Here is a 24,422-nt window from a genome sequence, read left to right on the forward strand (position 1 = left end):
CAAGGTTTTTGGGGGCAACGGCCCTAGCAGTCTGTTACCGCGCTCAACTGACTGGCCAGACATAGAGCAATGCCGGGATGCTCACGAATATGATCAGGAAAGAGAGCGGCAGGCCAAGCCTCGGATAATCGGAGAATTTGTAGCCGCCCGGACCAAACACCAGTGTGTTGCACTGATGGCCGACGGGAGTGAGGAAATCGCAGCCGGCGCCGATTGCTACCGCCATCAGAAACGCTTCCGGCCTGAAACCGAGATTGGTCGCAAAGCTTGCCGCAATCGGGCCCATGACCAGCACGGTGGCGGCGTTGTTGAGGAAGGGGGTGACGGCCATGGCGGTGACAAGAATGAGGCCGAGGGCACCCCAGGCGGGTAGCGTTGCCGCCGCCTGACCCAGCCAGTTGGCGATCAGTTCGCTGCCGCCGGTCGTGCGCAGGCTGTCGGAGACCGGGATCAGCGCCGCCAGCATGACGAGGATCGGGCCATCCACCGACTTGTAGAAATCGGTGAGCGGAATGGCGCGGAAGACGACCATGCCGAGCGCTGCCGCAAAAAACGCGACCGGAACCGGGGCGAGGCCGACGGCGGTGGCGGCCATGGCCAGCACCAGAATGATCAGCGGAATGACGGCGCGCCGACGCGTGCCGAGCAGCACTTCGCGCTGGGCGAGGGGAAACAGGGAAAAATCCTGCATCACGCCCGGCATGTTCTTGCGAGACCCCTGCAAAACGATCACGTCGCCGGCGGCAAGCGTCAGGTTGGCCAGCCTTTCCTTGACGCGTTCGCCATGGCGGCTGATGGCGAGAAGATTGACGCCGCGTGTGTAAGAAAGTGCCAGTTCCTTGGCGGACAAGCCTTTGAGCGGCGATTCCTGGCTGATGATTGCCTCGATGGAAATCACGTCCGCCTGGTCCTTGCCGTTTTCCATCAGCGGCTTGCCCGACAGCTGCAGTTTTGCACCAGAAACGATGCGGTCCAGCGCCTTGGACGGGCCTTCGAGAAGCACGATATCGTTTTCCCGCAGCTTCAGGTCGGGGAAGGGTGCCATGCGCGATGTGCCGCGCAGGACGGCATTGGAAATGACCTCGCCATCGCCGAGTTTCAAAAGCTCGCCAAGTGCCTTTTCCAGTACGGTCGATTGCTGCGTGATCGTCACTTCCGATGTGTAATTGCTGATTTCGACGGCTTCTTCCAGCGAGTTGGTCTGCTTGGTGCGGCTCGGCACCAGCCAGTGGAAGAACAGCAAAAAGGTGATGCCGACGACACAGAGGATCACCCCCATCGGGGTGAAATCGAACATGGTGAAGGACGCGCCGGTCAGTTCCTCGCGGATTCGCGAGACAACGATATTGGGCGAGGTTCCGATCTGCGTCATCAAGCCGCCGAGCAGCGCAGAAAACGCCATCGGCATCAGGTACTTTGACGGCGAGACGCCGGATTTCTTGGCGAACTGGAAGGCGACCGGCATCATGATCGCCAGCGCGCCGATATTCTTGATGAACGCAGAGAGGACCGCCACCACGATCATCAGGAGCGCCAGCTGTGTGTGCAGCGAATTGAGGTTGGGAAAGAACTTTTTGATCGCCGTGTCGACGACGCCGGAACGGGCGACACCGGCCGACACGATCAGCGCGGAGCCGACGATGATGACGATATCGTCGGAAAAGCCGGAAAACGCCTTGTCGAACGGTACCACGCCCAGTGCCACCGCCAGAACCAGCGCGCAACAGGCCACGACATCATACCGAAAGCGATCCCAGATGAAGACGGCCATCATCGCCGCGATAACGGCAAAGGCGAGGATCTGCTGCGTGGTCATGAAGCTCCGGGAGGATGCGAGGGGAGGCACGAAAGTGGCGAGATAATGCCTGAGCCGCAAAAATGTTTCAAACAACCGCGACGGGTTGCGGGTTTTTACCGTCTTGGACAATGGCGAGCCGAGGACTAGAGTGCGGCCATCCGCATTGCCGCACCAGGAGATTTCCATGGCCGATATTCTGTCCATCCCCGTCACGCTGGCCGACGGGCGCCAGACTTCGCTCTCCGAATACAAGGGCAAGGTCTTGCTGGTGGTCAACGTCGCTTCCAAATGCGGACTGACCAAGCAATATGAAGGGCTGGAAAAGCTTTACGAGAAGCGCGGCGAAGGGTTCGAAATCGCGGCTTTCCCGGCCAACAATTTCAAGGAGCAGGAACCGGGCACGGATGCGGAAATCGTCGAATTCTGCCAGCTGACCTATGACGTGAAGTTTCCGATCTTTTCAAAGATTTCGGTGAAGGGACGGGACCAGCATCCGCTTTACAAGGCGCTGACTTCCGTCGAATTGCCGACGACAGGCGACGGGCCGATGAAGGAGAGATTGCGCTCCCTTGGGCTGGAATTGAAGGATGGTGGCGAGATCGTCTGGAATTTCGAAAAGTTTCTGATCGGTCGCGATGGTCGTGTCGTTGCGCGCTTTGCGCCGGATGTGGAGCCGCAGGACAGCAGGCTGGTTTCGGCGCTGGAACGGGAACTGGCGAAGGGGTGAGGGTGCGGATCACGCCGCTTCACTCACCCGCATCTCGACACGCAACCCAGAGGCCACGAGCATGTTGACGAGTGTATCGAGAGAAAACAGGCTGATCTTGCCGTTCAACAGATCGGAAATGCGCGGCTGAGTTACCTTCAGCAGTCGCGCTGCTTCGGCCTGTGTCCAGTTTTTCGAACGGATATGCCGTTCCAGCGACATCATCAGGTGAGACCGCAGCTTCATGTTTTCGGCTTCGGCCGGATCCTGTTCGATGGCGTCCCAGATGTTTGCGAAAGTATGATTGCTCATAGGTCTCGTTCCTTTAGCAGATCGCCAAAACGTTTCGCTGCAATGTCCATTTCTGCCTTGCCGGTCTTTTGCGTCTTCTTTTGAAAGCAGTGAAGCACATAAATGGCCTCCGCAAATTTGGCGACATAGAGCACTCTGAACGCGCCGGTCTCGTCTCGAACCCGGATTTCATAAACGCCCTTTCCGACTGTGTGCATGGGCTTCCAGTCGGATGGATTCAGTCCGTTCTGAACCTTGTCCAACTGATAGCCGACCTCGCGCCGTGGCGCTTCCGGGAAAGCGCGCAGGTCATGCAAGGCACTCCCAAGAAACCGAATGGCTTTCATGAGGCGAATATACAAAATTTTGTATTATTCGGCAATATGCCAACGAAAAGGGCGCCGCATGGGCGCCCTTTGTCTTTGTCGCTGTCTTGAACCCTGCTTAATGCAGCGTCGTCTCGCCGCTCTTTTTCTTCTTCTTGGCGTTGCGCGAGACCATATTCAGAATCTCGACCAGTGCCGAGAAGGCCATGGCGGCGTAGATGTAGCCCTTCGGTACGTGCACGCCAAAACCTTCGGCGATCAGTGTTGCGCCGATCATCAGCAGGAAGCCGAGCGCCAGCATGACGATGGTCGGGTTCTTTTCGATGAAGTTCGCGAGCGGGTTGGCGGCCAGAAGCATGACGGTGACGGCCGCGACCACGGCGACGATCATGATCGGCAGATGCGGCGTCATGCCGACGGCGGTGATGATGCTGTCGATCGAGAAGACCAGGTCGAGAATGAGGATCTGGGTGATGGCGGCGGTGAAGGTGATCTGCACGACCTTCTCGCCGGCGCCGACCATGTCGTCCTTGTGGTCGATCGGATCGACACTGTGATGGATTTCCTTGGTTGCCTTGTAGAGCAGGAACAGGCCGCCGGCGATCAGGATCATGTCCTTCCACGAGAAGGGATGGCCGAACACCTCGAAGACTGGATTGGTGAGCTGGACGATCCAGGCGACGGTGCCGAGCAGGCCGAGGCGCATGATCAGTGCAAGGCCGATGCCGATCTTGCGGGCCTTGTCACGGTGTTCCGGCGGCAGCTTGTTGGTCAGGATCGAGATGAAGATCAGGTTGTCGATGCCGAGCACCACCTCCATGACGACAAGGGTGACGAGCGCGACCCAGGCTGTTGGATCCTGGATGAGCATCATGATGTCTTGCATGGGGTAATGTTCTCCTGAAACATCGGGTGTTGGACAAGCTATATTGTCGCCGGTTTCGGAGAAACAAGCGCACGTCTCGGGTATACGTGCGCCGCGTGACTGTTATTCCGCAGGACAGTTCGTTTTTTTATGTCCGTAAGCGGCCATGAAGACATGGATGGCGCCGCGGATGACGCGTTCGATCTCTTCACGTGGTGGTGCTTCCGGCATGGTGCCGAACAGGCGGAACTTGAAAAAGCTGCCGCTGGCGAGATCGAGGAACTGTCCTGCCGCGAGATTGATGTCGTCGATCTTCAACGATCCGGCCTCGACATGCAGGGTCAGAAAATCCTGAAGCACGGTGCGCAGGTTCTGCGGGCCACGGAAAAAGCGGGCACAGAGATCCGGCATGCGTTCGCGCACGCCCAGCACGGTGCGCATGGCATTGATGATCTTTTCGTCTGTCAGGTGTTCGAGGAATTTGATGCCAAACTCCCGCAGGCCGGTTTCGACATTTTCGTTGTCTTTTAACACGGTGCGCAGTGCTGCCAAGAAGGCGGCGCGCTCGCGTTCCACCATGGCGATGAACAGGTCTTCCTTGTTGTCGAAATAGACGTAGATCGTTCCTTTCGATACGCCGGCCTCGCGGGTGATGTCGTTCATGCTGGCGGCATCGAAACCTTTTTGCATGAACACGCGTTTAGCACCGTCGACGATCTGCTCGCGTTTTGCCGGGTCCGCGCCGGCGGCAAAACGGCCTGCGGGCGCAGAAGTCTCGGTCACCGGCAATGTCTTCGAACTGTCCATTTTACCTTTTTTCATCATTTCGAACCGATCGGTTCGATTGGCCCTTGATATGTGGTTTGCAAAGTTCTAAGTCAAGCCCGATTAAACCGATCGGTTCGATTGGTGCCCCGCTCTCCCTCTGTAGATGGTCGATACCATGAACGCATCTCAAAATTCCGGTGCCAAGCGCGCCGTCAAGCTCGAAGCCGTCGAGGACGACACGGCCGAAGCCCGCACGGAAGCCCCGGCCAGTGCGCCGACCGCCCCGACAGCAACCGCTGCGGCGACGGAGCAGAAGGCCGAGCCGAAGAAAAAGAAGCGTGGCGTGGTTCTGCCGATCGTCGTGCTCGCTCTTCTGGCCGGTGGCGCATGGTATGGTTATGAGTGGTGGACGACCGGCCGTTTCATGGTTTCGACCGATGACGCCTATATCGAAGGCGATATCGCCACAATCACGCCGAAGGTTACGGCCTTTGTCTCCAAGGTGAATGTGGTTGCCAACCAGCAGGTGAAGGCCGGCGACACGCTGGTCACGCTCGACAATGGCGATTACCAGAACGCGCTCGATCAGGCGAATGCCGCAATCGAAACGCAAAAGCTGTCGCTGAGCCGCATCGATGCACAGATCGCCGCCGGCAATGCCAGTGTCGAACAGGCGCAGGCGCAGGTGGTTGCCCTTCAGGCATCCGTTCGTGGCGCCGAAATCACCCAGAAGCGCCAGACGGAACTGCAGGCGAAGTCGGCCGGCACCGCTGCCGATCTCGATCAGGCCAATATTGCGCTCGATCAGGCCAAGGCGAACCTCGTCGGCGGTCAGGCCAGCATTGCCAGCGCCAAGGCGAATATCACCATTCTCGAAGCCCAGAAGCGAGAAGCCGAAGGCCAGATCCGTGGCCTTGAACTTCAGCGCGACAAGGCGGCCCGCGATCTCTCCTTCACCATTCTGAAGGCGCCGTATGACGGTGTCGTCGGCAATCGTTCGGTGCAGGAAGGCGATCTCGTCTCGTCCGGCCAGCGGCTGATGGCGCTGGTGCCGACGCGCCAGCTTTATATCGACGCCAATTTCAAGGAAACGCAGATCCAGCATCTGGAGCCCGGCTCCAAGGTGAAGGTGCATGTCGACGCCTATAGCGACGATGCGATCACCGGCACGGTGGAGTCCATCTCGCCGGCTTCCGGCTCGGTCTTCTCGCTGCTGCCGCCGGAAAACGCCACGGGCAACTTTACCAAGATCATCCAGCGTGTGCCGGTGCGTATTGCTCTGCCGCAGGATGCGCTTGATAGCGGCCGCCTGCGCGCCGGTCTGAGCGTCGTCGTCGATGTCGATACGCGCACGGCACCACAGAACTGACCCGGCTCTCGCTCTGATCTAACAGCCCCACGGGGCGGAGGTGGTCCCATGGCTGGGAGCGCAACAACAACTGCAGGATCGATACCGGCGGCGACGCCGGCGGATGCCCCCATGGACCGGAGAAAGCTGATTGCTTTCTTCGCCATGGTGCTCGGCATGTTCATGTCGATCCTCGATATCCAGATCGTGTCGGCATCGCTGTCGGAAATCCAGGCCGGCCTTTCCGCCGGCTCGGACGAGATCGGCTGGGTGCAGACATCCTACCTGATCGCCGAGGTCATCATGATCCCGCTGTCGGGCACGCTCGCGCGCATCGTCTCGACGCGGTATCTTTTTGCCTTTTCGGCGGCCGGTTTCACCATTGCTAGCGCGCTCTGCGCCACGGCGACGAATATCGACCAGATGATCGTCTACCGCGCCATTCAGGGCTTTATCGGCGGCGGCATGATCCCGTCCGTGTTCGCGGCGGCCTTCACCATCTTCCCACCGTCCAAGCGCGCCATCGTCTCACCGATCATCGGCCTGATCGCCACGCTTGCACCCACAATCGGCCCGACCGTTGGCGGTTATCTGTCCCACGCTTTTTCGTGGCACTGGCTGTTTCTGGTCAACATCATTCCGGGCATCATCGTTTCGATCGTCACCTGGAATTTCATCGATTTCGACAAGCCGGAACTGTCGCTGTTTAAAAAATTCGACTGGACTGGCCTGGCGGCCATGGGCATCTTTCTCGGTGCGCTCGAATACGTGCTGGAAGAGGGCAATTCCAACGACTGGTTCAACGACCACATGATCGTCATCGGCGCGATTGCGTCGGGTATCGGTGCCATCGTGTTCTTCTACCGGGCGTTTACCTCGGAATTCCCGGTGGTGGATCTGACCGCCTTTGCCAACCGCAATTTTGCCTTCGGTTCGATCTTTTCCTTCGTCATGGGCATCGGGCTTTATGGCCTGACCTATATCTACCCGGTCTATCTCGGCCGTATTCGCGGTTACGACAGCCTGATGATCGGCGAGACGATGTTCGTGTCCGGTCTGGCGATGTTCTTTACCGCGCCTTTGGCCGGCAAGCTTTCGACCGTCATGGACCTGCGGGCGATGATGGTGCTCGGCTTCATCAGCTTTGCTGCCGGCACCTACATCATGACCGGCATCACCGCCGACTGGGACTTTTATGAACTGTTCATCCCGCAGATCCTGCGCGGCTTCGGGCTGATGATGTGCATGGTGCCGATCAACAATATCGCGCTCGGCACGCTGCCGCCGGCCCGTATCCGCGGTGCATCCGGCCTGTTCAACCTGACCCGTAACCTCGGCGGCGCCGTGGGTCTCGCGATCATCAGCACGCTTCTGTCCAACCGTCAGGACGTGCATTACGAACGGCTGCGCGAAAACCTCGACTGGGGCAATCAGGCTGCCGTCAGCCAGCTCAACAGCATGGCCGCCAACCTGAATACCTACGGTCTCGATGGCGCCACCGGCGCGATCCGCCAGATGGTGCAGATGGCGACCAAACAGGCCGTGGTGATGTCGTTCAGCGACGTCTTCATGATCCTGACCGTGCTGTTCGGCATGATGATCCTGGGTGTTGCCGCAATTTCCAAACCCGCTCCTCAAGGTGGGGGAGGCGGTGGCGGCGGCCACTGATTTATCAAAGAGATCCACCGCGCGTACCGGAGTCGCTGTTATGAGCAGCGACCCCGTTTTGCTGTTTAAGGCAGATTGGTGCGACAAAAATCTGATTTACGTACCTCAGCTTTTTCGCTACCACACGGGCGGAGGAGTGCGCATGAAGCCGACGGTCCATGACATCGCCAGAAGTGCGGGCGTCAGCCTTGCGACCGTGGACCGCGTGCTGAATGCCCGTCCGGGTGTGCGCGAAGGCACGCGCGTAAAGGTCGAGGAGGCGATTGCCGCGCTCGGTTACGTGCGCGATGTCGCCGCCGCCAATCTGGCCAAGAGCCGGGTATACCCCTTTGTGTTCATTCTGCCGGTCAACGAAAACCCGTTCATGGCCGGCCTGCGCCGCGAGGTGGAAGAGGCGATCGCCCGCTCCGGCGTGGAGCGCACGCGTATAGAGGTGATCGACGTGCCGGCGCTCGAAAGTGCGGCATTGGTTGCTGCGTTGGACAAGGTGGCGGGTGGTGATGCGGCCGGTGTCGCCTTTGTTGCCGTCGATGCGCCTGATGTGCGCGAGGCGGCGAGCCGCGTGGCTGCTGCGGGTATTCCGATGGTGACGCTGGTTTCCGATCTTTCGCAGTCATCGCGCGACCATTATGCCGGCATCGACAATATCGCCGCCGGGCGCACCGCCGCCACGCTGATGGGGCGTTTTCTGGGTTCGCGGCAGGGCAAGATCGTGCCGCTCGCCGGTTCGCTGATGGTGCGTGACCACCGCGAGCGTCTCGATGGTTTTTCCGCCGTCATGGCGCAGGATTTTCCGCATCTGACATTGCTGCCCGCCGTCGAGGGACGGGACGATGCGGTTCTCGTGGAAAAGTTGATTGCTGAGACCCTACGCCAACACCCCGACATCTGTGGCATCTACAGTCTCGGTGCCGGTAACCGTGGTCTTCTGCCGGTGCTGGAGGCGCGGCCGCTTTCGCCCGCTCCTGTCGTCATCCTGCATGAATTGACGGAGGCGAGCAGCGCGGCGCTGCAAAACGGCACGATCGATGCCGTGCTCAATCAGGATGCCGGGCATGAGGTGCGCAGCGCCATCCGTGTCTTGAAGGCGAAGGCCGACGGCCTACCTGTGATCGCTGCGCAGGAACGTATTCGCATAGACATTTTCTTGAAGGACAACCTGCCCTGAAGGCGGCGGGAGGAAAGGAAACAGCATGTATCTCGGTCTCGATCTCGGCACGTCCGGCGTAAAAGCGCTGCTTATCGACGGCGGTCAGAAGATCATCGGTTCGGCCAACGGTTCGCTCGATGTGTCGCGTCCGCATCCCGGCTGGTCGGAACAGGATCCTGAGCATTGGGTGCGCGCGACCAAGGAAGCCGTTGCCGGGCTCAAGCAAAAGTTCCCGAAGGAGCTTTCGGCGGTGAAAGGCATCGGCCTGTCCGGCCAGATGCACGGAGCGACGCTGCTCGATGCCGACGACAAGGTTCTGCGCCCCTGCATTTTGTGGAACGATACGCGTTCGCACAAGGAAGCCGCCAGCCTCGACGCCAATCCGATTTTTCGCAAGCTTACCGGCAATATCGTTTTCCCGGGCTTCACCGCGCCAAAACTGGCATGGGTGAAGAACAACGAACCCGACATCTTTGCAAAGGTCGCAAAAGTGCTGCTGCCAAAAGACTATTTGCGTCTTTGGCTGACCGGCGAGCATATTTCGGAAATGTCCGACTCTGCCGGTACTTCCTGGCTCGACACCGGTGCCCGCAAATGGTCGGCGGAGCTTCTGGCTGCGACCGATCTTTCGGAAAAACAGATGCCGTCGCTGGTGGAAGGCACGGAACAGGCCGGCAAGCTGCGCGGCGAACTGCTCTCCGAATGGGGCATGGCAGACGGCGTCGTCGTGGCCGGCGGGGCAGGGGACAATGCGGCCTCGGCGATCGGCATGGGCACGGTTTCGCACGGCTCCGCCTTCGTGTCGCTCGGCACGTCCGGCGTGCTGTTTGCCGCGACCGACAGCTATCTGCCCAAGCCGGAAAGCGCCGTGCATGCCTTCTGCCACGCGCTGCCAAAGACGTGGCACCAGATGGGCGTCATCCTGTCGGCCACCGATGCACTCAACTGGCATTCGAAGGTGAGCGGCAAGCCTGCGGCCGACCTGGTGTCCGAACTCGGCGACACACTGAAGGCGCCCTCGGGCGTCACCTTCCTGCCCTATCTTTCGGGCGAGCGCACGCCGCACAATGATGCCGTCATTCGTGGTGCCTTCCTCGGGCTGGAGCATGAATCGAGCCGTTCGGTGCTGACGCAGGCGGTGCTGGAAGGCGTAACCTTTGCCATCCGCGACAATCTCGAGGCGCTGAAATCGGCGGGCACGCGGATCGAACGTGTCACTGCCATCGGCGGCGGTTCGCGCTCGCGCTACTGGCTGGCCTCGATCGCCACCTCGCTCGGTGTGCCGGTGGATATTCCGGCCGACGGCGATTTCGGTGCCGCCTTCGGTGCCGCGCGTCTCGGCCTGATCGCTGCCACGGGCGCCGATCCGATTGCCGTCTGCACCGCGCCGAAAACCGAAACGACCATCGATCCGGTTGCCGGCCTCTCGGAAGCCTACGAGGCGGCTTATGGTCGTTATCGTGCCGCCTATCCGGCCATCCGCGCTTTGGCCGGCTGATTTTTCGGGGAGCAATCCCGTCAGGCGGTGAGTGAAAAACCTCACCGCCAAAAGATCTCAAAACCGAAGATCGCTGCCCCTGCGGCGATTTTTACCTTGCAATGAGGTACGTACGTCATATTCTGATTTACGTACCTCAGATTCACGTTTAATCATCACAATCATCTTTTCAGGGAGGAGACCCATATGAAAACCGGCTTTTTCGGCGATATCCAGAAGATCAAATATGAAGGCCCGGACAGCACCAATCCGCTGGCCTACCGTTTCTACAATCCCGACGAGATCGTCGCGGGCAAAAGGCTGGAGGATCACCTGCGCTTTGCCGTCGCCTATTGGCACTCGTTTGCCTGGGAAGGTGGCGACCCGTTCGGCGGCCGCACCTTCGATCGCCCGTGGTATGACGGTGAGATGGACAAGGCCAAGCTGAAGGCCGATGTCGCCTTCGAAATGTTCTCGCTGCTCGGCGCGCCCTATTATTGCTTCCACGATGCCGACGTGCGCCCGGAAGGCAAGACGTTTGCGGAGAACACGAAGAACCTTGAAGAGATCGTCGATTATTTTGCCCAGAAGCAGGAAGAGACCGGCGTAAAGCTGCTTTGGGGCACGGCCAACCTGTTCTCCAACCGCCGCTTCATGTCCGGCGCTTCCACCAATCCGGACCCGGATGTGTTTGCCTATTCGGCCGCCACCATCAAGACCTGCATGGACGCGACACAAAAGCTCGGCGGCGAGAATTATGTGCTTTGGGGTGGCCGGGAGGGTTACGAAACCCTGCTCAACACCGACCTGTCTCGCGAATTCGACCAGATGGCGCGCATGCTGCACATGGTGGTCGATTACAAGCACAAGATCGGCTTCAAGGGCGCCATTCTCGTCGAGCCGAAACCGCAGGAACCGACAAAACACCAGTATGATTACGACGTCGCGACGGTCTATGGTTTCCTCAAGAAATACGGCCTCGAAAACGAGGTGAAGATGAACATCGAACAGGGCCACGCCATCCTCGCGGGTCACACGTTCGAGCATGAGCTGGCGCTGGCCAATGCCCACGGCATCTTTGGTTCGATCGACATGAACCGCAACGATTACCAGTCCGGTTGGGATACCGACCAGTTCCCCAACAACGTCCCGGAAATGGCGCTCGCTTACTACCAGGTCCTGCTGGCGGGCGGTTTTACCACCGGCGGTACGAATTTCGACTCGAAACTGCGCCGTCAGTCGATCGATCCAGCCGACCTGTTGATCGGCCATATCGGCGGCATGGATTCCTGCGCACGCGGCCTCAAGGCTGCGGCGAAGATGCTGGAAGACGGTGCGCTGTCGAAGCCGCTGGCGGAACGTTACGCCAAGTGGGACAGCCCGGAGGCGCAAAAGATGCTGCGCGGTGATTTTTCGCTGGAAGAACTTGCCGCCAAGGTGGAGCGCGAAAACATCAATCCCGAGCCAAAATCCGGCCGTCAGGAGTTTCTGGAAAACGTCGTCAACCGTTACGTTTGATGGTGTGCAAAAATGGCCGGGGCGTTCGCGTCCCGGTCGGTCTCATTTGACCAGTACCGGATTGCCGGTTCGCATGCAGTGCCGAAGGTCCTGCAACTGCGCTTCCGCCAAGAAGCGTTTCGGCATGATGCGGTAATTTTCCACGCTGTAGATCAGGATAAGTCCATCGTTTTCCTCGGCCCGGACAAATTCCTGCCATGGCATGATGACCGTGCCGTATTCATTCCGGCTTCTGTAACCGTTTTCATCCCATTCGACGGTTCGCGGCACCTGCATGGGCCTGTCGCGGCTGAACCGTTTTTTCGCCGCCCGTCCACCGAACGCAAGCATCACGACGGTAGGCACGACGAAAACACCCAGCAGTGTCGATCCGGCATAGATTGCGAAAAACGGCAATAATGCAGAGATATCGCCTGCCAATACGCTGATCAGCAGCGTGAAAACAGCCATAAAAACCAGCCAGAAGACCAGCAATCGGACAATGGTGCCGCGGCGGCGAAGGGTCCGCCAGAAATGCAGCATGCTGGCATGTTTGAGATCGCTGGCGTTCAGCTGGATCGATACGCGCCTCGTATCCGTGTCAAAGCCTGTATCGCTCACCGCACCCCCGCTTGCGCAAAAGAAAGACAATCGTGCCTTCCTTGCAGCTATTTAGAGATGAGGGCGATGATGGCAATCATCAGAGCGGCGATATGCGCGCTAACTCGCGCCAGAAGCCCGACGCCTCCTTTAAGGGGGGTCCGCCGCGCCAGGCTCCTGGCTGCGATTTCAGTCAAATACAATCTATATTAGAGTAAACTAATTCGTCAACGAGAATGCTCGTAAAGATTGTTGATAGCCTGTCGCATTTTGTGCTCACATTTGGTTGAGGCTTGATCAGCAATTCCTGCTTTACGTACCTCATAATCTTGGCTAGCCTCCACATTCAGGAGGACAATCAATGCATTCGACCGCTTGCGAGGAGGCTGGCGTTCGATCTGCGTTTCCGTTTAAACGCGTATCGACGCATCTGAATTTGGTGGCTAACCCATGAGCGTTTTTGCGCCCATGGCTGCGACTGATTATGCCGTGCCGTTGCTGGAAGGTGCGGGACTTTCAAAGACATTTGGCATTGTCGAGGTCCTGAAGGATATCGACCTGACCGTGCAGGCAGGCGAGGTCCACGCCATCATCGGCGAAAACGGCGCCGGCAAATCCACGTTGATGAAGATTCTCGCCGGCAACCATCAGCCCACGCGTGGCGAGTTGCGCATCGATGGCCAGCCGGTCAGCTTTTCGGGGCCTGTGGATGCGGAAAAGCACGGCATCGTGCTGGTGCATCAGGAAATCCTGCTGGCCCCGGACCTGACGGTTGCACAGAATATCTATCTCGGCCGCGAGCTTGGCAAAGGCCTGGCGCTCGACGACAGGGCGATGAACGAGGGCGCGCGACAGGCGATCCGCGATCTGGGCGGCGATCTCGATCCGAATGCCATCGTATCGCGGCTTTCCATTGCGCAAAGGCAGCTGGTGCAGATCGCCCGCGTTTTGCTGGTGCCGCACCGTATCGTCATCTTCGACGAGCCGACCGCCTCGTTGACACCGCATGAAACCGAGGCGCTGTTGAAGGTCATTCGCGATATCCGGGCGAAGGGTGTCGGTGTGCTCTACATTTCGCACCGTCTGCCGGAGGTGAAGGAGATAGCCGACCGCGTGACCGTGTTGCGCGATGGCCGATTGGTGGCTTCGCACGAGACTTCCGAACTGCAGCCAGCCGACATGGCGCGGCTGATGGTGGGGCGTGATGTGGCAAAACTTTACCCCGATCGCCATGTGGCTGCGGCGCGTGAAACCGTGCTGAATGTCGAAAATTTCGATGTGCCGGGTTATGCCCAAGGCGCGTCCTTCAGCCTGCGCAAGGGCGAAATTCTCGGCTTTGCCGGGCTGATCGGCGCTGGCCGTACCGAGTTGATGGAAGGTCTGGTGGGGCTTCGTCCGGGCAAGGGCAAGGTGACCTTTCGCGGTCATGCCGTCGCCTTCACCGATGTGCATTCCAGCCTGAAGGCCGGCGTCGCCTATCTGTCGGAAGACCGCAAGGGCAAGGGTCTGCTTTTGACAAAGGATCTGCGCACCAACCTGACGCTGGCTTCTCTCGGCAAATTCATTCGCGGGTTTCAGATCGATCGCAGACAAGAAAGCGACGCGCTCGACAAGGCGATCGCGGATTTCGACATCCGCACCGGCACCAAGAATATCCTTGCCGGCCAGCTTTCCGGCGGTAACCAGCAAAAATTGCTGCTCGCCAAAATGATGCTGCTCGATCCGCAGGTGGTGATCATCGATGAACCGACGCGCGGCATCGATATCGGCAACAAGGAACAGATCTATAAATTCATCGTCAGTCTGGCCGGGGAAGGACGCTCGATCATCGTTGTGTCCTCCGAAATGCCGGAGCTGATCGGCATCTGCGACCGCATCCATGTCATGCGGGCGGGGCGGATCGTTGGCGAAGTGGAAGGGGATCACATGACCGAAAACGAGATTGTGCAGCTGGCGACGGGCGTGAATGCAGGCGCGGGGGAGGCGGCATGAACGCGGTGGCAACGGACACGACCAAGGCGCCAAAAACGTCGAAAGACTGGGACATGGCGGCAATTGCGCCCTTCGTGGCGTTGGCGCTGCTTCTGGTGCTCGGTTATTTCGCCAATCCGAACTTTGTCTCGGTCGCCAATCTCACCAATGTCATCACCCGCAGCGCCTTCATCGCCATCATCGCGCTCGGCGCAACCTATGTGATCTCGTCGGGCGGCTTGGACCTGTCGGTCGGTGCGATGGTCGCGTTTGTCGCCAGCCTGATGATCCTGTTCATGAATTCCGCCGCCGTTGCCGATCCGATGCTGATGCTGATCGCGGCGATGATGCTGGCTCTTATCCTCGGTGCCGCCTGCGGTTTGACCAACGGTTTGATCACCACGGTCGGCAAGATCGAGCCGTTTATCGCCACGCTCGGCATGATGGGCATTTATCGCGGCCTGACGACGTGGTTGTCTCAGGGCGGCTCCATCACCGTGAGGGACCGTGAGCTGCAGCAGCTTTATCGCCCGGTTTATTTTGGTGATGTGTTTGGCGTGCCGATCCCGATCATCGTGATTTTCGTCACCGCTGCCATCGCCGCCTTCGTGCTCTACCGCACCCGTTATGGGCGGCATGTGATCGCGGTCGGTTCGAATGAGGACGTGGCCAAGTATTCCGGCATTTCCGTGCAAAAGGTCCGCACGATTGCTTATGTCATTCAGGGTCTGTGCGTCGCCGTTGCGGTGATCATCTATGTGCCGCGTCTGGGTTCGACCTCGGCGACCACAGGCATTCTCTGGGAATTACAGGCGATCACCGCCGTCGTCGTTGGTGGTACGGCGCTTCGTGGTGGCGTGGGCCGTGTGTGGGGCACGATCTGCGGGGCCTTCATTCTGGAAATCGTCGGCAACATCATGCTGCTTTCCAATTTTGTCAGCGAATATCTGATCGGCGCGATTCAGGGGGCGATCATCATCATCGCCATGCTGGTGCAGCGCACGCTGATGCGGAAGTAGGGAGACATTCTTGAAATACGCCGGGCCATCTGGGGCGGGTTCGGTCGGGAGGAGAGACCCCGAAAACCTTGGGAGAGAGATATGCGTAGAAGAACTTTTGGGATAACCGCAGCAGCGCTCGCTGCCTCGGTGGTGATGGCACCTGCGCTCGGCTGGGCGCAGGAGGCAAAGAAGGTCACGATCGGCGTGTCCATTCCGGCCGCCGACCATGGCTGGACGGCCGGCGTGGTCTTCCATGCCGAACGTGTCGCCAAGCTTCTGATGGCCGAACACAAGGGCCTCAACGTCATCGTGAAAACCTCGGCCGATCCGGCCAGCCAGGCCAATGCCGTGCAGGATCTGGCGGTGCAGGGCATCGACGCTCTCGTCATCCTGCCGACCGATCCGGATCAGCTCGTTTCGGCCATCCAGCAGGTCAAGGATGACGGCAAGTTCGTGGCGCTGGTCGACCGCGCGCCTTCCGTCAACGACAACACGATCCGTGACCTTTACGTGGCCGGCAATAACCCGGCGCTCGGTGAAGTCGCTGGTAAATACATTGCCGAAACGACGCCGGAAGCCGAAGTGGTGATCATTCGCGGCTTGCCGATCCCGATCGACCAGCAGCGTCAGGACGGCTTTGACAAGGGCATCGAAGGCTCCAAGGTGAAGGTGCTGGATCGTCAGTATGGCAACTGGAGCCGCGACGACGCGTTTCGCGTGATGCAGGATTATCTCACCAAATATCCGAAGATCGACGTGGTCTGGTGCCAGGATGACGACATGGCCGTCGGCGTGCTGGAAGCCATCGAACAGGCCAAGCGCACCGACATCAAATACGTCGTTGGCGGTGCCGGTTCCAAGGACATGATCAAGCGGGTCATGGATGGCGACAAGATCATGCCGGTCGACGTGCTTTATCCGCCGGCCATGGTGGCGACTGCCATGCAGCTCACCGCCGGCGGTTTTTACGATCAGGTCCCGGTCAGCGGCAATTACATCCTCGACGCCACGCTGGTGACCAAGGACAACGCCAAGGAATTCTATTTCCCTGACTCGCCGTTCTGAACCCAACATGGTGCTCGCCTTGAAAGGGGCGGGCACTCGCTTACCTCCGTCATTCCTGTTCCTCGCGTTTCACGCGAGGTGTGTCACAGGAATCCAGCAGCGCTGCGTCTGCAGCGCGCGAAGACTCTTTTCAGCCCAAGGACTTGGGCTGGCTGGATCCCGGCTCAACCCTTCGGGTTTAACCCGAGGGCGGATGACGGAATAGGGGGCACTCTGCGTGCCACATCAATTTCTAAGAGGAGATTTTCATGAAGACGATCAAGGGACCGGGCATCTTTCTCGGCCAGTTTGCAGGCGACGCGGCACCGTTCAATACTTGGGACGGCATCACCAAATGGGCGGCGGACAAGGGATATCTCGGCGTGCAGGTGCCCACATGGGCGACCCAGCTGATCGACCTGAAAAAGGCCTCGACTTCCAAGGACTATTGCGACGAGCTGGCCGGCAAGGCGCGCGAAAACGGTGTGGAGATCACCGAGCTTTCCACCCATCTGCAAGGCCAGCTTGTGGCCGTGCATCCGGCCTATGATGAAGTGTTCGACGGTTTTGCCGCACCGGAAGTGCGCGGCAACCCGAAAGCGCGACAGGAATGGGCGGTCGAACAGGTGAAGATGGCGATCACCGCCTCAAAACATCTCGGCATCAAGGCGCATGCGACCTTTTCCGGCGCGCTGGTCTGGCCGTTCCTCTATCCGTTCCCGCAGCGTCCGGCCGGCCTCGTGGAAACGGCTTTCGACGAGCTGGCGAAACGCTGGACGCCGATCCTCAATCATGCCGACGAAAACGATGTCGACGTGTGTTACGAAATCCATCCGAGCGAAGACCTGCATGACGGCATCACCTTCGAGATGTTCCTGGAGCGCGTGAACAACCATCCGCGCGCCAACATGCTCTACGATCCGTCGCATTACGTGCTGCAATGCCTCGATTATCTCGACAACATCGACATCTACAAGGACCGGATCAAGATGTTCCATGTCAAGGACGCGGAATTCAATCCGACCGGTCGGCAGGGCGTTTATGGCGGTTTCCAGAGCTGGGTAAATCGCGCTGGTCGTTTTCGCTCGCCGGGTGACGGGCAGGTGGATTTCGGTGCGATCTTCTCCAAGATGGCGGCCAACGATTTCGATGGCTGGGCAGTGGTCGAGTGGGAATGCGCGCTGAAACATCCGGAAGACGGGGCACGTGAAGGGGCGGAGTTCGTCAAGGCGCATATCATCCGTGTGACGGAACACGCGTTCGACGACTTTGCGGCCGGCGGCACCGATGAGGCAGCGAATAGGCGGATGCTGGGGCTTTAACGATAGGCGGCCTTGCCCCTCGGACAGTGTTCGCAGCTTGCCCCTCACCCTAACCCTCTCCCCGCAGGCGGGGAGAGGCGACGTGCCTCGCTCGACGGTGGAGAGTGGCGAAAACGCTGCGGCTTGTGTCCTTCTCCCCGTCATTACGGGGAGAAGGTGGTGGCAGCCGGATGAGGGGCGAGTGCCGAGATACAAGGTTTCAAGGAGATATTTCATGGCAATCGAAGGCAAACAGGAAGCGGCACGGGAGCCACGCATTCGCCTCGGCATGGTGGGCGGCGGTTCCGGCGCGTTTGTCGGCGCGGTGCATCGCATGGCGGCAAGGCTGGATGATCGTTTCGACCTGATATCAGGCGCGCTGTCGTCGACGCCGGAGAAGGCGGCGGCGTCCGGTCGCGAACTGGGGCTGGATCCAGCCCGCACCTATGGTTCCTACAAGGAGATGGCGATCCGCGAGGCGCGTCTGAAGGATGGCATCGAGGCAGTGTCTATCGTCACGCCCAACCATGTGCATTTCGAAGCGGCCCGCGAGTTTCTGAAGCGCGGCATCCATGTCATCTGCGACAAGCCGCTGACCTCCAATCTGGCGGATGCCAAAAAGCTGAAGAGGCTGGCGGATGAAAGCGATGCGCTGTTCATCCTCACCCACAATTACACCGGTTACCCGATGGTGCGCCAAGCCCGCGAAATGATCGCCAACGGCGATCTCGGCAAGCTGCGCGTGGTGAATGTCGAATATGCGCAGGACTGGCTGACGGAAGCCGCCGAACAGACGGGGGCAAAACAGGCGGTGTGGCGCACTGACCCTGCGCAGTCAGGGGCAGGAGGCTCCACCGGCGATATCGGCACGCATGCCTATAATCTCGCCTCCTTCGTCACCGGTCTGACGCTTCAAAGCCTTGCCGCCGATCTCGACAGTTTTGTGCCGGGCCGCAGGCTGGACGACAATGCACATGTGATGCTGCGGTTTACGGAGGGGGCGAAGGGCATGTTGTGGTGCAGCCAGGTGGCGCCGGGCAATGAAAACGGGCTGAAGCTGCGCGTTTATGGCGAAAAGGGCGGACTGGAATGGTCCCAGGAAAACCCGAACCTGCTCTGGTACACACCGTTCGGTGAGCCGAAGCGGCTGATCACCCGCAATGGTGCCGGTGCAGGGGCTGCGGCGGCGCGCGTGTCACGCATCCCGTCCGGTCATCCCGAAGGGTATCTTGAGGCCTTTGCGACGATCTATTCGGAGGCGGCGCTCGCTATCCACGCGAAGAAGAACGGCAAAAAGCTCGACAAGGCGGTCATCTATCCGACCGTCGATGACGGCGTTAAGGGCGTTGCCTTCGTGGAAGCCTGCGTGGCGTCGTCGAAGAAAAACGGTGCCTGGGTCAAGCTTTAAGCAAAATACTGCGGCTGGTGGGCATCTCCCTTAGCGGAACATCGAACCCAGCCGCAGGATCAGCTTGCGGTCGAACATGTGCGGCTGGTCGTACATCCAGGTCAGCGCATCGGCGGTCGACCATGCCTTCTTGTAGGGGCGCACGCTAGTCAGCGCATCGAACACGTCGCAGACCGTGCAGATGCGCACGACCGGAATGATCTGGTCATCCTTCAGGCCCAGCGGATAACCGCTGCCATCGAGCGCTTCGTGGTGCAGGCGGCAGACGTCGAGGATCAGGTCGGACACGCCGCCGAGATCCTTCATGTGGCGATAGCCGATTTCCGGGTGGCTGCGGATCATGCGCCATTCGACGGCATTGAGTTTGCCCGGCTTGTTGAGGATGGCGTTGGGGATCAGCAGCTTGCCGATATCGTGCAGGATGCCGGCGCGGCCGATCTCGTCGACCATCTCGTCGTCATATTCCAGCAGCACGGCCATCTGAGCCATCAGGCCGGCCACAACGACGGAATGCAGATAGGTCGCCTTGTGCTTGGCCTTCAGGCGCGTCATCTCCACGAAAAGTTCCGGCGCATTCTCGACGCCACGACGGGCGGCGATGGCGGCTTCGGTGATGTGTGTCATGTCGATATTGCCATCGACCATGGCTTCCAGACCCTGGCGCATGGCGTCCATGGCGCCTTCAAGGGCCGCGCTGGTTTCCAGCCGCATCGGCTCGCTTAAGGGGGCAGGCTTGAAATAACCGGCAGGGGCGCGCTCCAGAAGGGCTGCAACATCCACCCGGCTTTTCTGCTGGCTGACGAGAACATCAACAGCAGAGGAGAGGAGGATGGATTTCAGATCCTCCTCGGATTCCAGCATGAATCGCCGACGCGGAAATTCGGCACTCGGGCATTCCACGGCCTCGATATAAAGGCCGGCCTGAACAAGATTTTTGGGAAAACGAAGTATCACGCCAATCATTCCTCGAATTACGGGGGTGATTTGGCCGTCATGACTATAAATAAATCCCTTAAATCGGCGATCACATTTTTATGGTGTGCCGAAAGAGGGTAATTTTCTGTGTTTCATGATGTTCTTTATTACAATTTATCAGATTTTATTCGCGTAATTGTTTGATTTTAAATCGCTAATGAAATTTCAGATATGCATTTGGACATGTGCAAACGGCGTGCCCTGCCGGAGCAGGACACGCCGTTTTCGGTTGATCCCGAACAAGGATCCGGGGGATTTTTTCAGTGTTTTGCGAGGTCGCGAACGGCCTTCACATCCGCCGCCGAAACAGCCGGTGCCTTGTTGGTCCAGCCTTCGCGCAGGAAGGTGGCAAGGGCTGCGATTTCCTCGTCCGACAGGCGCTGGTCGTAACCCTGCATGCGCATCTTCATCGGACGGTCCGCCGTGGAGGGCAGTTCCGCCCCGTGGAGGATGACGCTGATCAGGCCTTTCGGCGACTTCGCGGTGACGAGCGAATTGCCGTCGAGTTCCGGGAAGGTTTCGCCCGCACCCTTGCCGGTGACGAAATGGCAGCCACCGCAATTGTCGAGATAAAGACGAGGGCCGAGCGGCATATCCGGCTTGGCTTCCGTCAGCATCTTTTCGGTTTCGGTGACTTCCGGGGCCGCCGATGCTGTCGAGGCAGCGTTTGCCGGTGCAGTTCCAATCTTTTTGAGGTAGGCGGCGATCGCCATGTTGTCCTCATGCGTCATGTACTGCAGCGAGTCACGCACGACGAGCATCATTTCGCCGGTTGCAGTGGAGTGGGCGTTGCGGGCAGTCGAGAGGTAGGCGGCCGTCTGCTCGGTGGTCCACTTCTGCGGGCCGCTTTCCGGACCACGAAGGTCAGGCGCGGTGTAACCGTCGATTTCGCCGCCGGTCAGGAAAGCCTTCGACGTTTCGTCGATACCGTCCTGCGCCATGAACAGGTTGCGCGGGCTGTGGCAGGCGGCGCAGTGGGCAGCGCCCTCGACCAGATATTTGCCGCGATTGAACTGTTCGTCCTCACCGGCGTTCGGCTTGAAGCCGGGCGCATAGCTGGCGGAAAGCCAGTTCCAGGCGCGCAAACCGAAGCGCAGGTTGAACGGGAAGCCCAGCTTGGTTTCCTCGACCTTGTTGGAGACCGGCTGAACCTCATGCATAAAATAGTCATAGAGGGCGACGATGTCCTCTTCCGACATCTTGCGGTAGTTCTCATACGGCATGGCCGGGTAGAGATGCGTACCGTTCGGGGTTACGCCATCGTAAAGAGCCGCGCGGAAATCGTCGAGCGACCAGTTGCCGATGCCGGTTTCCTTGTCGGGCGTGATGTTGGTGGTCCAGATCGTGCCCATCGGGCTCTGGATGGCACGGCCGCCCGCAAAAGGCTTGCCGCCTTCGTTGGTGTGGCAGGCCATGCAGTCGCCGGCGCGCATGACATATTCACCCTGACCCTTGGCCGGCTTGAAATCGGCAGCCAACTGGGTGGCCGGGCCGGTGCGCTGCACCGGCACGAAGATGAAGGCGGCAAGGGCAACGAGACCCAAAACGACGAGGACGCCGAGAACGCGAATGAATTTTTTCATGGCTTCTCTCCTCACACCAGCGGACGCGGATTGGGCAGGTAATCCTTGCGTATATGTTCTGCCGCCCAATAGGCCAGGCCGCCGACCATGCCGGTCGGGTTGTACTGGGTGTTCTGCGGGAAGGCGCTGGCGCCCATCACGAACACGTTGTGCTGGTCCCAGGCCTGAAGATAACGGTTGATCGCCGAGGTCTTGCGATCGTCACCGGTTACCGCGCCACCGGTATTATGGGTGGTCTGGTAAGGACGCACGTCGAACATGGCGCCATCCTTCTTGAAACCGTCCTGCGCGATGTCGGGTTTCATCGTCTTCACGACTTCCTCCATCTTCGTCTTCATGAACTGGATCATCTTGAGGTCGTTCGGCTGCCAGTTGAAGGTCATGCGCATCATGGCGCGGCCGCGCGGGTCCTTGTAGGTCGGGTCGAGGTCGAGATAGTTGCCGCGATAGGACATCAGCGAACCGTGGGCGCCGATGTTCATCGAATGGCCGTACCATTCGCCGATCGCCTTTTTCCAACCGGCCCCCCAGGACGGCGTGCCCGATGGCAGCGACATGGAGCGGATCGGCTGGCCGTTGGTCTGGCCGGAACGCCAGTAGGCGCCGCCGATAAAGCCTTCCTTGGCAAAGTCGATATTGTCCATGCCAAAATCATCGATGCACATGCCGTTGGCGCCGGTGCCGATGAACGGGTTGAAATTCTCGTCCTTGAAGAACAGCGTGTAACCGCCTGTCAGCTGGTAGGAATAGTTACGGCCGACGACACCTTCATTGGTGTTGGGGTCGTAAGGTTTGCCGATGCCCGACAGCAGCATCAGGTGCACGTTGTGCAGCGAAAATGCCGTCAGGATGACGATATCGGCCGGCTGGAAGACTTCTTCCTGGGCCTTTTCGTCATAGTAGGTGACGCCGGTCGCGGTCTTGCCGTCCGGTGCCAGTTCGACGCGCAGCACGTCGGCATGGGTGCGGTATTCAAAATTCTTCTTGCGCTTGAGCGCATCGATGATCGCCGTCTGCGGAGAAGATTTCGAATAGTTGTAGCAGCCGAAACGCTCGCAGAAACCACAGTGGTTACACGGGCCCATCTGCATGTTGTATTCGTTGACATAGTCCTTGGAGGCAATGCCGCCGGGGCTCGGGAAGGGGTGGTAACCCATGGCTTTCGCCGCATCGGCGAACTTCTTGCCGTCCCAGGTCGAGTGCATGGGCGGCATCGGGTAGTCGCGCGAACGCGGCGCCTCGAACGGGTTGCCGCCTTCGACGATCTTGCCGTTGATATTGCCGGCCTGACCGGAAATGCCGGCTACATGCTCGAACCGATCGAAGTGCGGCTCGAGTTCGGCATAGGACATCGGGTAGTCCTGAATGGTCATGTCTTCGGGAATGATGTTGCCGAATTTTTCTTCCGTATAGGAGCGCAGGCGGTATTCCGACTGCATCGGACGCCAGTTGAGGCCGTTCCAGTGGGTGCCGGCGCCGCCGACACCGATGCCGGGCAGGAAGGTGCCGAGGCTGCGATAGGGCAGGGCCGTCTCGTTCTGGTCGCGGCGGATGGTCAGCGTGCCGTTGCGCGGCTTCTGCATCATGCCGAGGCGCACGCCGTATTTCAGCTCGTCGATCATATTCGGGTACTGGAAGTCCGGTACCGTTGCCTGATCGTGGCCACGTTCGAGGGCGAGGATCTCGAGGCCTTCATTGGCCAGTTCCATGCCGAGGATGGCGCCGGTCCAGCCGAAACCGACGAGGACGACGTTTTTCTTCTTTTCAGTGCGTGCCATGGTCTCAGGCCCTCTCGCCGGAAATGGAAACGGGGCCGAGCGGGTATTTCACGTTGTGCTTCAGCACCCATTCCCTGTAGGAGCCGCGCGCGCCCGGGAACCCGATATAGGTCCAGGCCTGCATGCCGTGATTGCCGCCATACATCGGGTCGGCGAAATAGCCTTCCTTGGTATTGCCGAGCAGGATGGTGAAGAACTCGCGCAGCTCGGGCTTGATCTTCATCTCGTCCTTCTGGAGCGAGGTGAGCGCCTTGTCCTGGGTTGCCGCGTCCAGTTCGGCAAAGATCTTGCCATGGGTCTGTTTGCACCATTCGTCGAAGGCGGGGATCGCCTGCTGGTAGACTTCCAGCGGCGTCAGCGGCGTCTGCCAGCCGCGCAGCGGGCTTGCTGCCGCATCGTGCGGGCCTTGCATGTACCAGTCGGCGGCGCGGCCATAGTCACCGGCCAGCTGCATGTCGATGAAGACCGGGACGCGCGTTTCGATCGCGCCGGGGCCATCGCCTTCCGACGGGATCAGTCTTGCCACCGCTGCCATCACGAAAGCCCACTCACTGGGCTTGAGACAGATCGGTTTGTATTCGGTAAGCGCCACCGGCTCGGATTTTTCCTCGGCCTTGGCAGGGATCGCCACAATGCCGGCAATGGCCGCGCTCGCCGCCGATGCCTTCAGGAAGGTTCGGCGGGACGGCAGGCCCGGTACGTCTCTCATGTTAAGCTCCTTCGTCCGCTTGAAATGCCTTGCGCGGCGCGTCGGGAGGGGCGCGTCACTTTAGCGCAGGAGGCAATCTGACACTGCGGCTCTACGCCGCAGTTTGACAAAGGACAAGTTAGCTGTGGTTGAAATTGATGCATTTACATCTATTGGAA

The 24,422-nt window shown here is 59.5% G+C and carries 21 protein-coding genes; 11 read left to right on the forward strand and 10 right to left on the reverse strand.

Annotation, left to right across the window (positions count from 1 at the left end; translation table 11 throughout):
* Positions 1–43: 43 nt before the first annotated feature.
* Positions 44–1,816, reverse strand: a complete 1,773-nt coding sequence (locus ACRQ1B_RS01340) for an SLC13 family permease (RefSeq protein WP_432293783.1) — start codon at positions 1,814–1,816, stop codon at positions 44–46.
* A 166-nt stretch (positions 1,817–1,982) separates the two neighbouring features.
* Here ACRQ1B_RS01340 and ACRQ1B_RS01345 point away from each other — a divergent pair, with 166 nt between their 5' ends.
* Complete coding sequence (locus ACRQ1B_RS01345; RefSeq protein ID WP_432291878.1) at positions 1,983–2,525, forward strand: glutathione peroxidase; 543 nt, start codon at positions 1,983–1,985, stop codon at positions 2,523–2,525.
* A gap of 9 nt (positions 2,526–2,534) precedes the next feature.
* On the opposite strand, the gene ACRQ1B_RS01350 is transcribed toward ACRQ1B_RS01345, so the two are convergent.
* The 4 genes from ACRQ1B_RS01350 to ACRQ1B_RS01365 all read right to left on the reverse strand — a co-directional run bounded on the left by ACRQ1B_RS01350 (position 2,535) and on the right by ACRQ1B_RS01365 (position 4,793).
* Complete coding sequence (locus tag ACRQ1B_RS01350; protein WP_432291879.1) at positions 2,535–2,816, reverse strand: helix-turn-helix domain-containing protein; 282 nt, start codon at positions 2,814–2,816, stop codon at positions 2,535–2,537.
* Positions 2,813–3,142, reverse strand: a complete 330-nt coding sequence (locus ACRQ1B_RS01355; RefSeq protein ID WP_432293784.1) for a type II toxin-antitoxin system RelE/ParE family toxin — start codon at positions 3,140–3,142, stop codon at positions 2,813–2,815. The genes ACRQ1B_RS01350 and ACRQ1B_RS01355 overlap by 4 nt, the downstream gene beginning before the upstream one ends.
* Positions 3,143–3,239: 97 nt before the next feature.
* The gene (locus ACRQ1B_RS01360) at positions 3,240–4,007 is read right to left on the reverse strand and encodes a TerC family protein (RefSeq protein WP_432291880.1); all 768 of its coding nucleotides are present in this window, start codon (positions 4,005–4,007) and stop codon (positions 3,240–3,242) included.
* A 102-nt stretch (positions 4,008–4,109) separates the two neighbouring features.
* The gene (locus ACRQ1B_RS01365; protein ID WP_432291881.1) at positions 4,110–4,793 is read right to left on the reverse strand and encodes a TetR/AcrR family transcriptional regulator; all 684 of its coding nucleotides are present in this window, start codon (positions 4,791–4,793) and stop codon (positions 4,110–4,112) included.
* Positions 4,794–4,929: 136 nt separating this feature from the next.
* On the opposite strand from ACRQ1B_RS01365, the gene ACRQ1B_RS01370 reads away from it, so the two are divergent.
* The 5 genes from ACRQ1B_RS01370 to xylA all read left to right on the forward strand — a co-directional run bounded on the left by ACRQ1B_RS01370 (position 4,930) and on the right by xylA (position 11,915).
* Complete coding sequence (locus ACRQ1B_RS01370; RefSeq protein ID WP_432291882.1) at positions 4,930–6,123, forward strand: HlyD family secretion protein; 1,194 nt, start codon at positions 4,930–4,932, stop codon at positions 6,121–6,123.
* A 48-nt stretch (positions 6,124–6,171) separates the two neighbouring features.
* Entirely contained in the window at positions 6,172–7,770 is a 1,599-nt protein-coding gene (locus ACRQ1B_RS01375; RefSeq protein ID WP_432291883.1) for a DHA2 family efflux MFS transporter permease subunit, read from the forward strand.
* Positions 7,771–7,912: 142 nt separating this feature from the next.
* Entirely contained in the window at positions 7,913–8,938 is a 1,026-nt protein-coding gene (locus ACRQ1B_RS01380; RefSeq protein WP_432291884.1) for a LacI family DNA-binding transcriptional regulator, read from the forward strand.
* A 25-nt stretch (positions 8,939–8,963) separates the two neighbouring features.
* Positions 8,964–10,418, forward strand: coding sequence for a xylulokinase (gene xylB / locus ACRQ1B_RS01385; protein ID WP_432291885.1), 1,455 nt, complete (start codon positions 8,964–8,966; stop codon positions 10,416–10,418).
* 186 nt (positions 10,419–10,604) lie between these two features.
* A complete protein-coding gene (gene xylA / locus ACRQ1B_RS01390) occupies positions 10,605–11,915 on the forward strand; it encodes a xylose isomerase (protein WP_432291886.1) in 1,311 nt (436 codons plus the stop codon).
* A 42-nt stretch (positions 11,916–11,957) separates the two neighbouring features.
* On the opposite strand, the gene ACRQ1B_RS01395 is transcribed toward xylA, so the two are convergent.
* Positions 11,958–12,515 carry a YcxB family protein gene (locus ACRQ1B_RS01395; protein ID WP_432291887.1) on the reverse strand — a complete coding sequence of 186 codons (558 nt, stop codon included), beginning with the start codon at positions 12,513–12,515 and terminating at the stop codon, positions 11,958–11,960.
* Between the two features lie 447 nt (positions 12,516–12,962).
* On the opposite strand from ACRQ1B_RS01395, the gene ACRQ1B_RS01400 reads away from it, so the two are divergent.
* The 5 genes from ACRQ1B_RS01400 (at position 12,963) to ACRQ1B_RS01420 (ending at position 19,219) form a co-directional block, all read left to right on the forward strand.
* Complete coding sequence (locus ACRQ1B_RS01400) at positions 12,963–14,486, forward strand: sugar ABC transporter ATP-binding protein (protein ID WP_432291888.1); 1,524 nt, start codon at positions 12,963–12,965, stop codon at positions 14,484–14,486.
* Complete coding sequence (locus ACRQ1B_RS01405) at positions 14,483–15,484, forward strand: ABC transporter permease (protein ID WP_432291889.1); 1,002 nt, start codon at positions 14,483–14,485, stop codon at positions 15,482–15,484. Before ACRQ1B_RS01400 ends, ACRQ1B_RS01405 begins: the two co-directional genes overlap by 4 nt.
* A gap of 81 nt (positions 15,485–15,565) precedes the next feature.
* Complete coding sequence (locus tag ACRQ1B_RS01410; RefSeq protein WP_432291890.1) at positions 15,566–16,531, forward strand: substrate-binding domain-containing protein; 966 nt, start codon at positions 15,566–15,568, stop codon at positions 16,529–16,531.
* Between the two features lie 248 nt (positions 16,532–16,779).
* Positions 16,780–17,832 (forward strand): sugar phosphate isomerase/epimerase family protein, encoded by a 1,053-nt coding sequence (locus ACRQ1B_RS01415; protein WP_432291891.1) that lies wholly within the window; start codon positions 16,780–16,782, stop codon positions 17,830–17,832.
* A 214-nt stretch (positions 17,833–18,046) separates the two neighbouring features.
* Positions 18,047–19,219: a Gfo/Idh/MocA family protein gene (locus ACRQ1B_RS01420; RefSeq protein ID WP_432291892.1), complete on the forward strand. Its 1,173-nt coding sequence runs from the start codon at positions 18,047–18,049 to the stop codon at positions 19,217–19,219.
* 30 nt (positions 19,220–19,249) lie between these two features.
* Here ACRQ1B_RS01420 and ACRQ1B_RS01425 read toward each other — a convergent pair whose 3' ends face one another.
* From ACRQ1B_RS01425 to ACRQ1B_RS01440, 4 genes are all read right to left on the reverse strand, one after another.
* Entirely contained in the window at positions 19,250–20,173 is a 924-nt protein-coding gene (locus ACRQ1B_RS01425) for an HD-GYP domain-containing protein (RefSeq protein WP_432291893.1), read from the reverse strand.
* 281 nt (positions 20,174–20,454) lie between these two features.
* Positions 20,455–21,777: a c-type cytochrome gene (locus ACRQ1B_RS01430; RefSeq protein ID WP_432291894.1), complete on the reverse strand. Its 1,323-nt coding sequence runs from the start codon at positions 21,775–21,777 to the stop codon at positions 20,455–20,457.
* 11 nt (positions 21,778–21,788) lie between these two features.
* The gene (locus ACRQ1B_RS01435) at positions 21,789–23,555 is read right to left on the reverse strand and encodes a GMC family oxidoreductase (RefSeq protein WP_432291895.1); all 1,767 of its coding nucleotides are present in this window, start codon (positions 23,553–23,555) and stop codon (positions 21,789–21,791) included.
* 4 nt (positions 23,556–23,559) lie between these two features.
* Entirely contained in the window at positions 23,560–24,264 is a 705-nt protein-coding gene (locus ACRQ1B_RS01440; protein WP_432291896.1) for a gluconate 2-dehydrogenase subunit 3 family protein, read from the reverse strand.
* Positions 24,265–24,422: the final 158 nt, after the last annotated feature.

Source organism: Endobacterium panacihumi (genome assembly GCF_050847465.1).
Classification (GTDB): domain Bacteria; phylum Pseudomonadota; class Alphaproteobacteria; order Rhizobiales; family Rhizobiaceae; genus Neorhizobium; species Neorhizobium panacihumi.

What these genes read in the sequence shown, in the direction of transcription:
- ACRQ1B_RS01415 (WP_432291891.1), top strand. Translation starts at nt 16,780, where the DNA reads ATGAAGACGATCAAGGGACCGGGCATCTTTCTCGGCCAGTTTGCAGGC.
- ACRQ1B_RS01370 (WP_432291882.1), top strand. Translation starts at nt 4,930, where the DNA reads ATGAACGCATCTCAAAATTCCGGTGCCAAGCGCGCCGTCAAGCTCGAA.
- ACRQ1B_RS01360 (WP_432291880.1), bottom strand. Translation starts at nt 4,007, where the DNA reads ATGCAAGACATCATGATGCTCATCCAGGATCCAACAGCCTGGGTCGCG.
- ACRQ1B_RS01345 (WP_432291878.1), top strand. Translation starts at nt 1,983, where the DNA reads ATGGCCGATATTCTGTCCATCCCCGTCACGCTGGCCGACGGGCGCCAG.
- ACRQ1B_RS01355 (WP_432293784.1), bottom strand. Translation starts at nt 3,142, where the DNA reads ATGAAAGCCATTCGGTTTCTTGGGAGTGCCTTGCATGACCTGCGCGCT.
- ACRQ1B_RS01350 (WP_432291879.1), bottom strand. Translation starts at nt 2,816, where the DNA reads ATGAGCAATCATACTTTCGCAAACATCTGGGACGCCATCGAACAGGAT.
- xylA (WP_432291886.1), top strand. Translation starts at nt 10,605, where the DNA reads ATGAAAACCGGCTTTTTCGGCGATATCCAGAAGATCAAATATGAAGGC.
- ACRQ1B_RS01435 (WP_432291895.1), bottom strand. Translation starts at nt 23,555, where the DNA reads ATGGCACGCACTGAAAAGAAGAAAAACGTCGTCCTCGTCGGTTTCGGC.
- ACRQ1B_RS01405 (WP_432291889.1), top strand. Translation starts at nt 14,483, where the DNA reads ATGAACGCGGTGGCAACGGACACGACCAAGGCGCCAAAAACGTCGAAA.
- ACRQ1B_RS01410 (WP_432291890.1), top strand. Translation starts at nt 15,566, where the DNA reads ATGCGTAGAAGAACTTTTGGGATAACCGCAGCAGCGCTCGCTGCCTCG.
- ACRQ1B_RS01375 (WP_432291883.1), top strand. Translation starts at nt 6,172, where the DNA reads ATGGCTGGGAGCGCAACAACAACTGCAGGATCGATACCGGCGGCGACG.
- ACRQ1B_RS01365 (WP_432291881.1), bottom strand. Translation starts at nt 4,793, where the DNA reads ATGGACAGTTCGAAGACATTGCCGGTGACCGAGACTTCTGCGCCCGCA.
- xylB (WP_432291885.1), top strand. Translation starts at nt 8,964, where the DNA reads ATGTATCTCGGTCTCGATCTCGGCACGTCCGGCGTAAAAGCGCTGCTT.
- ACRQ1B_RS01440 (WP_432291896.1), bottom strand. Translation starts at nt 24,264, where the DNA reads ATGAGAGACGTACCGGGCCTGCCGTCCCGCCGAACCTTCCTGAAGGCA.
- ACRQ1B_RS01380 (WP_432291884.1), top strand. Translation starts at nt 7,913, where the DNA reads ATGAAGCCGACGGTCCATGACATCGCCAGAAGTGCGGGCGTCAGCCTT.
- ACRQ1B_RS01430 (WP_432291894.1), bottom strand. Translation starts at nt 21,777, where the DNA reads ATGAAAAAATTCATTCGCGTTCTCGGCGTCCTCGTCGTTTTGGGTCTC.
- ACRQ1B_RS01340 (WP_432293783.1), bottom strand. Translation starts at nt 1,816, where the DNA reads ATGACCACGCAGCAGATCCTCGCCTTTGCCGTTATCGCGGCGATGATG.
- ACRQ1B_RS01400 (WP_432291888.1), top strand. Translation starts at nt 12,963, where the DNA reads ATGGCTGCGACTGATTATGCCGTGCCGTTGCTGGAAGGTGCGGGACTT.
- ACRQ1B_RS01420 (WP_432291892.1), top strand. Translation starts at nt 18,047, where the DNA reads ATGGCAATCGAAGGCAAACAGGAAGCGGCACGGGAGCCACGCATTCGC.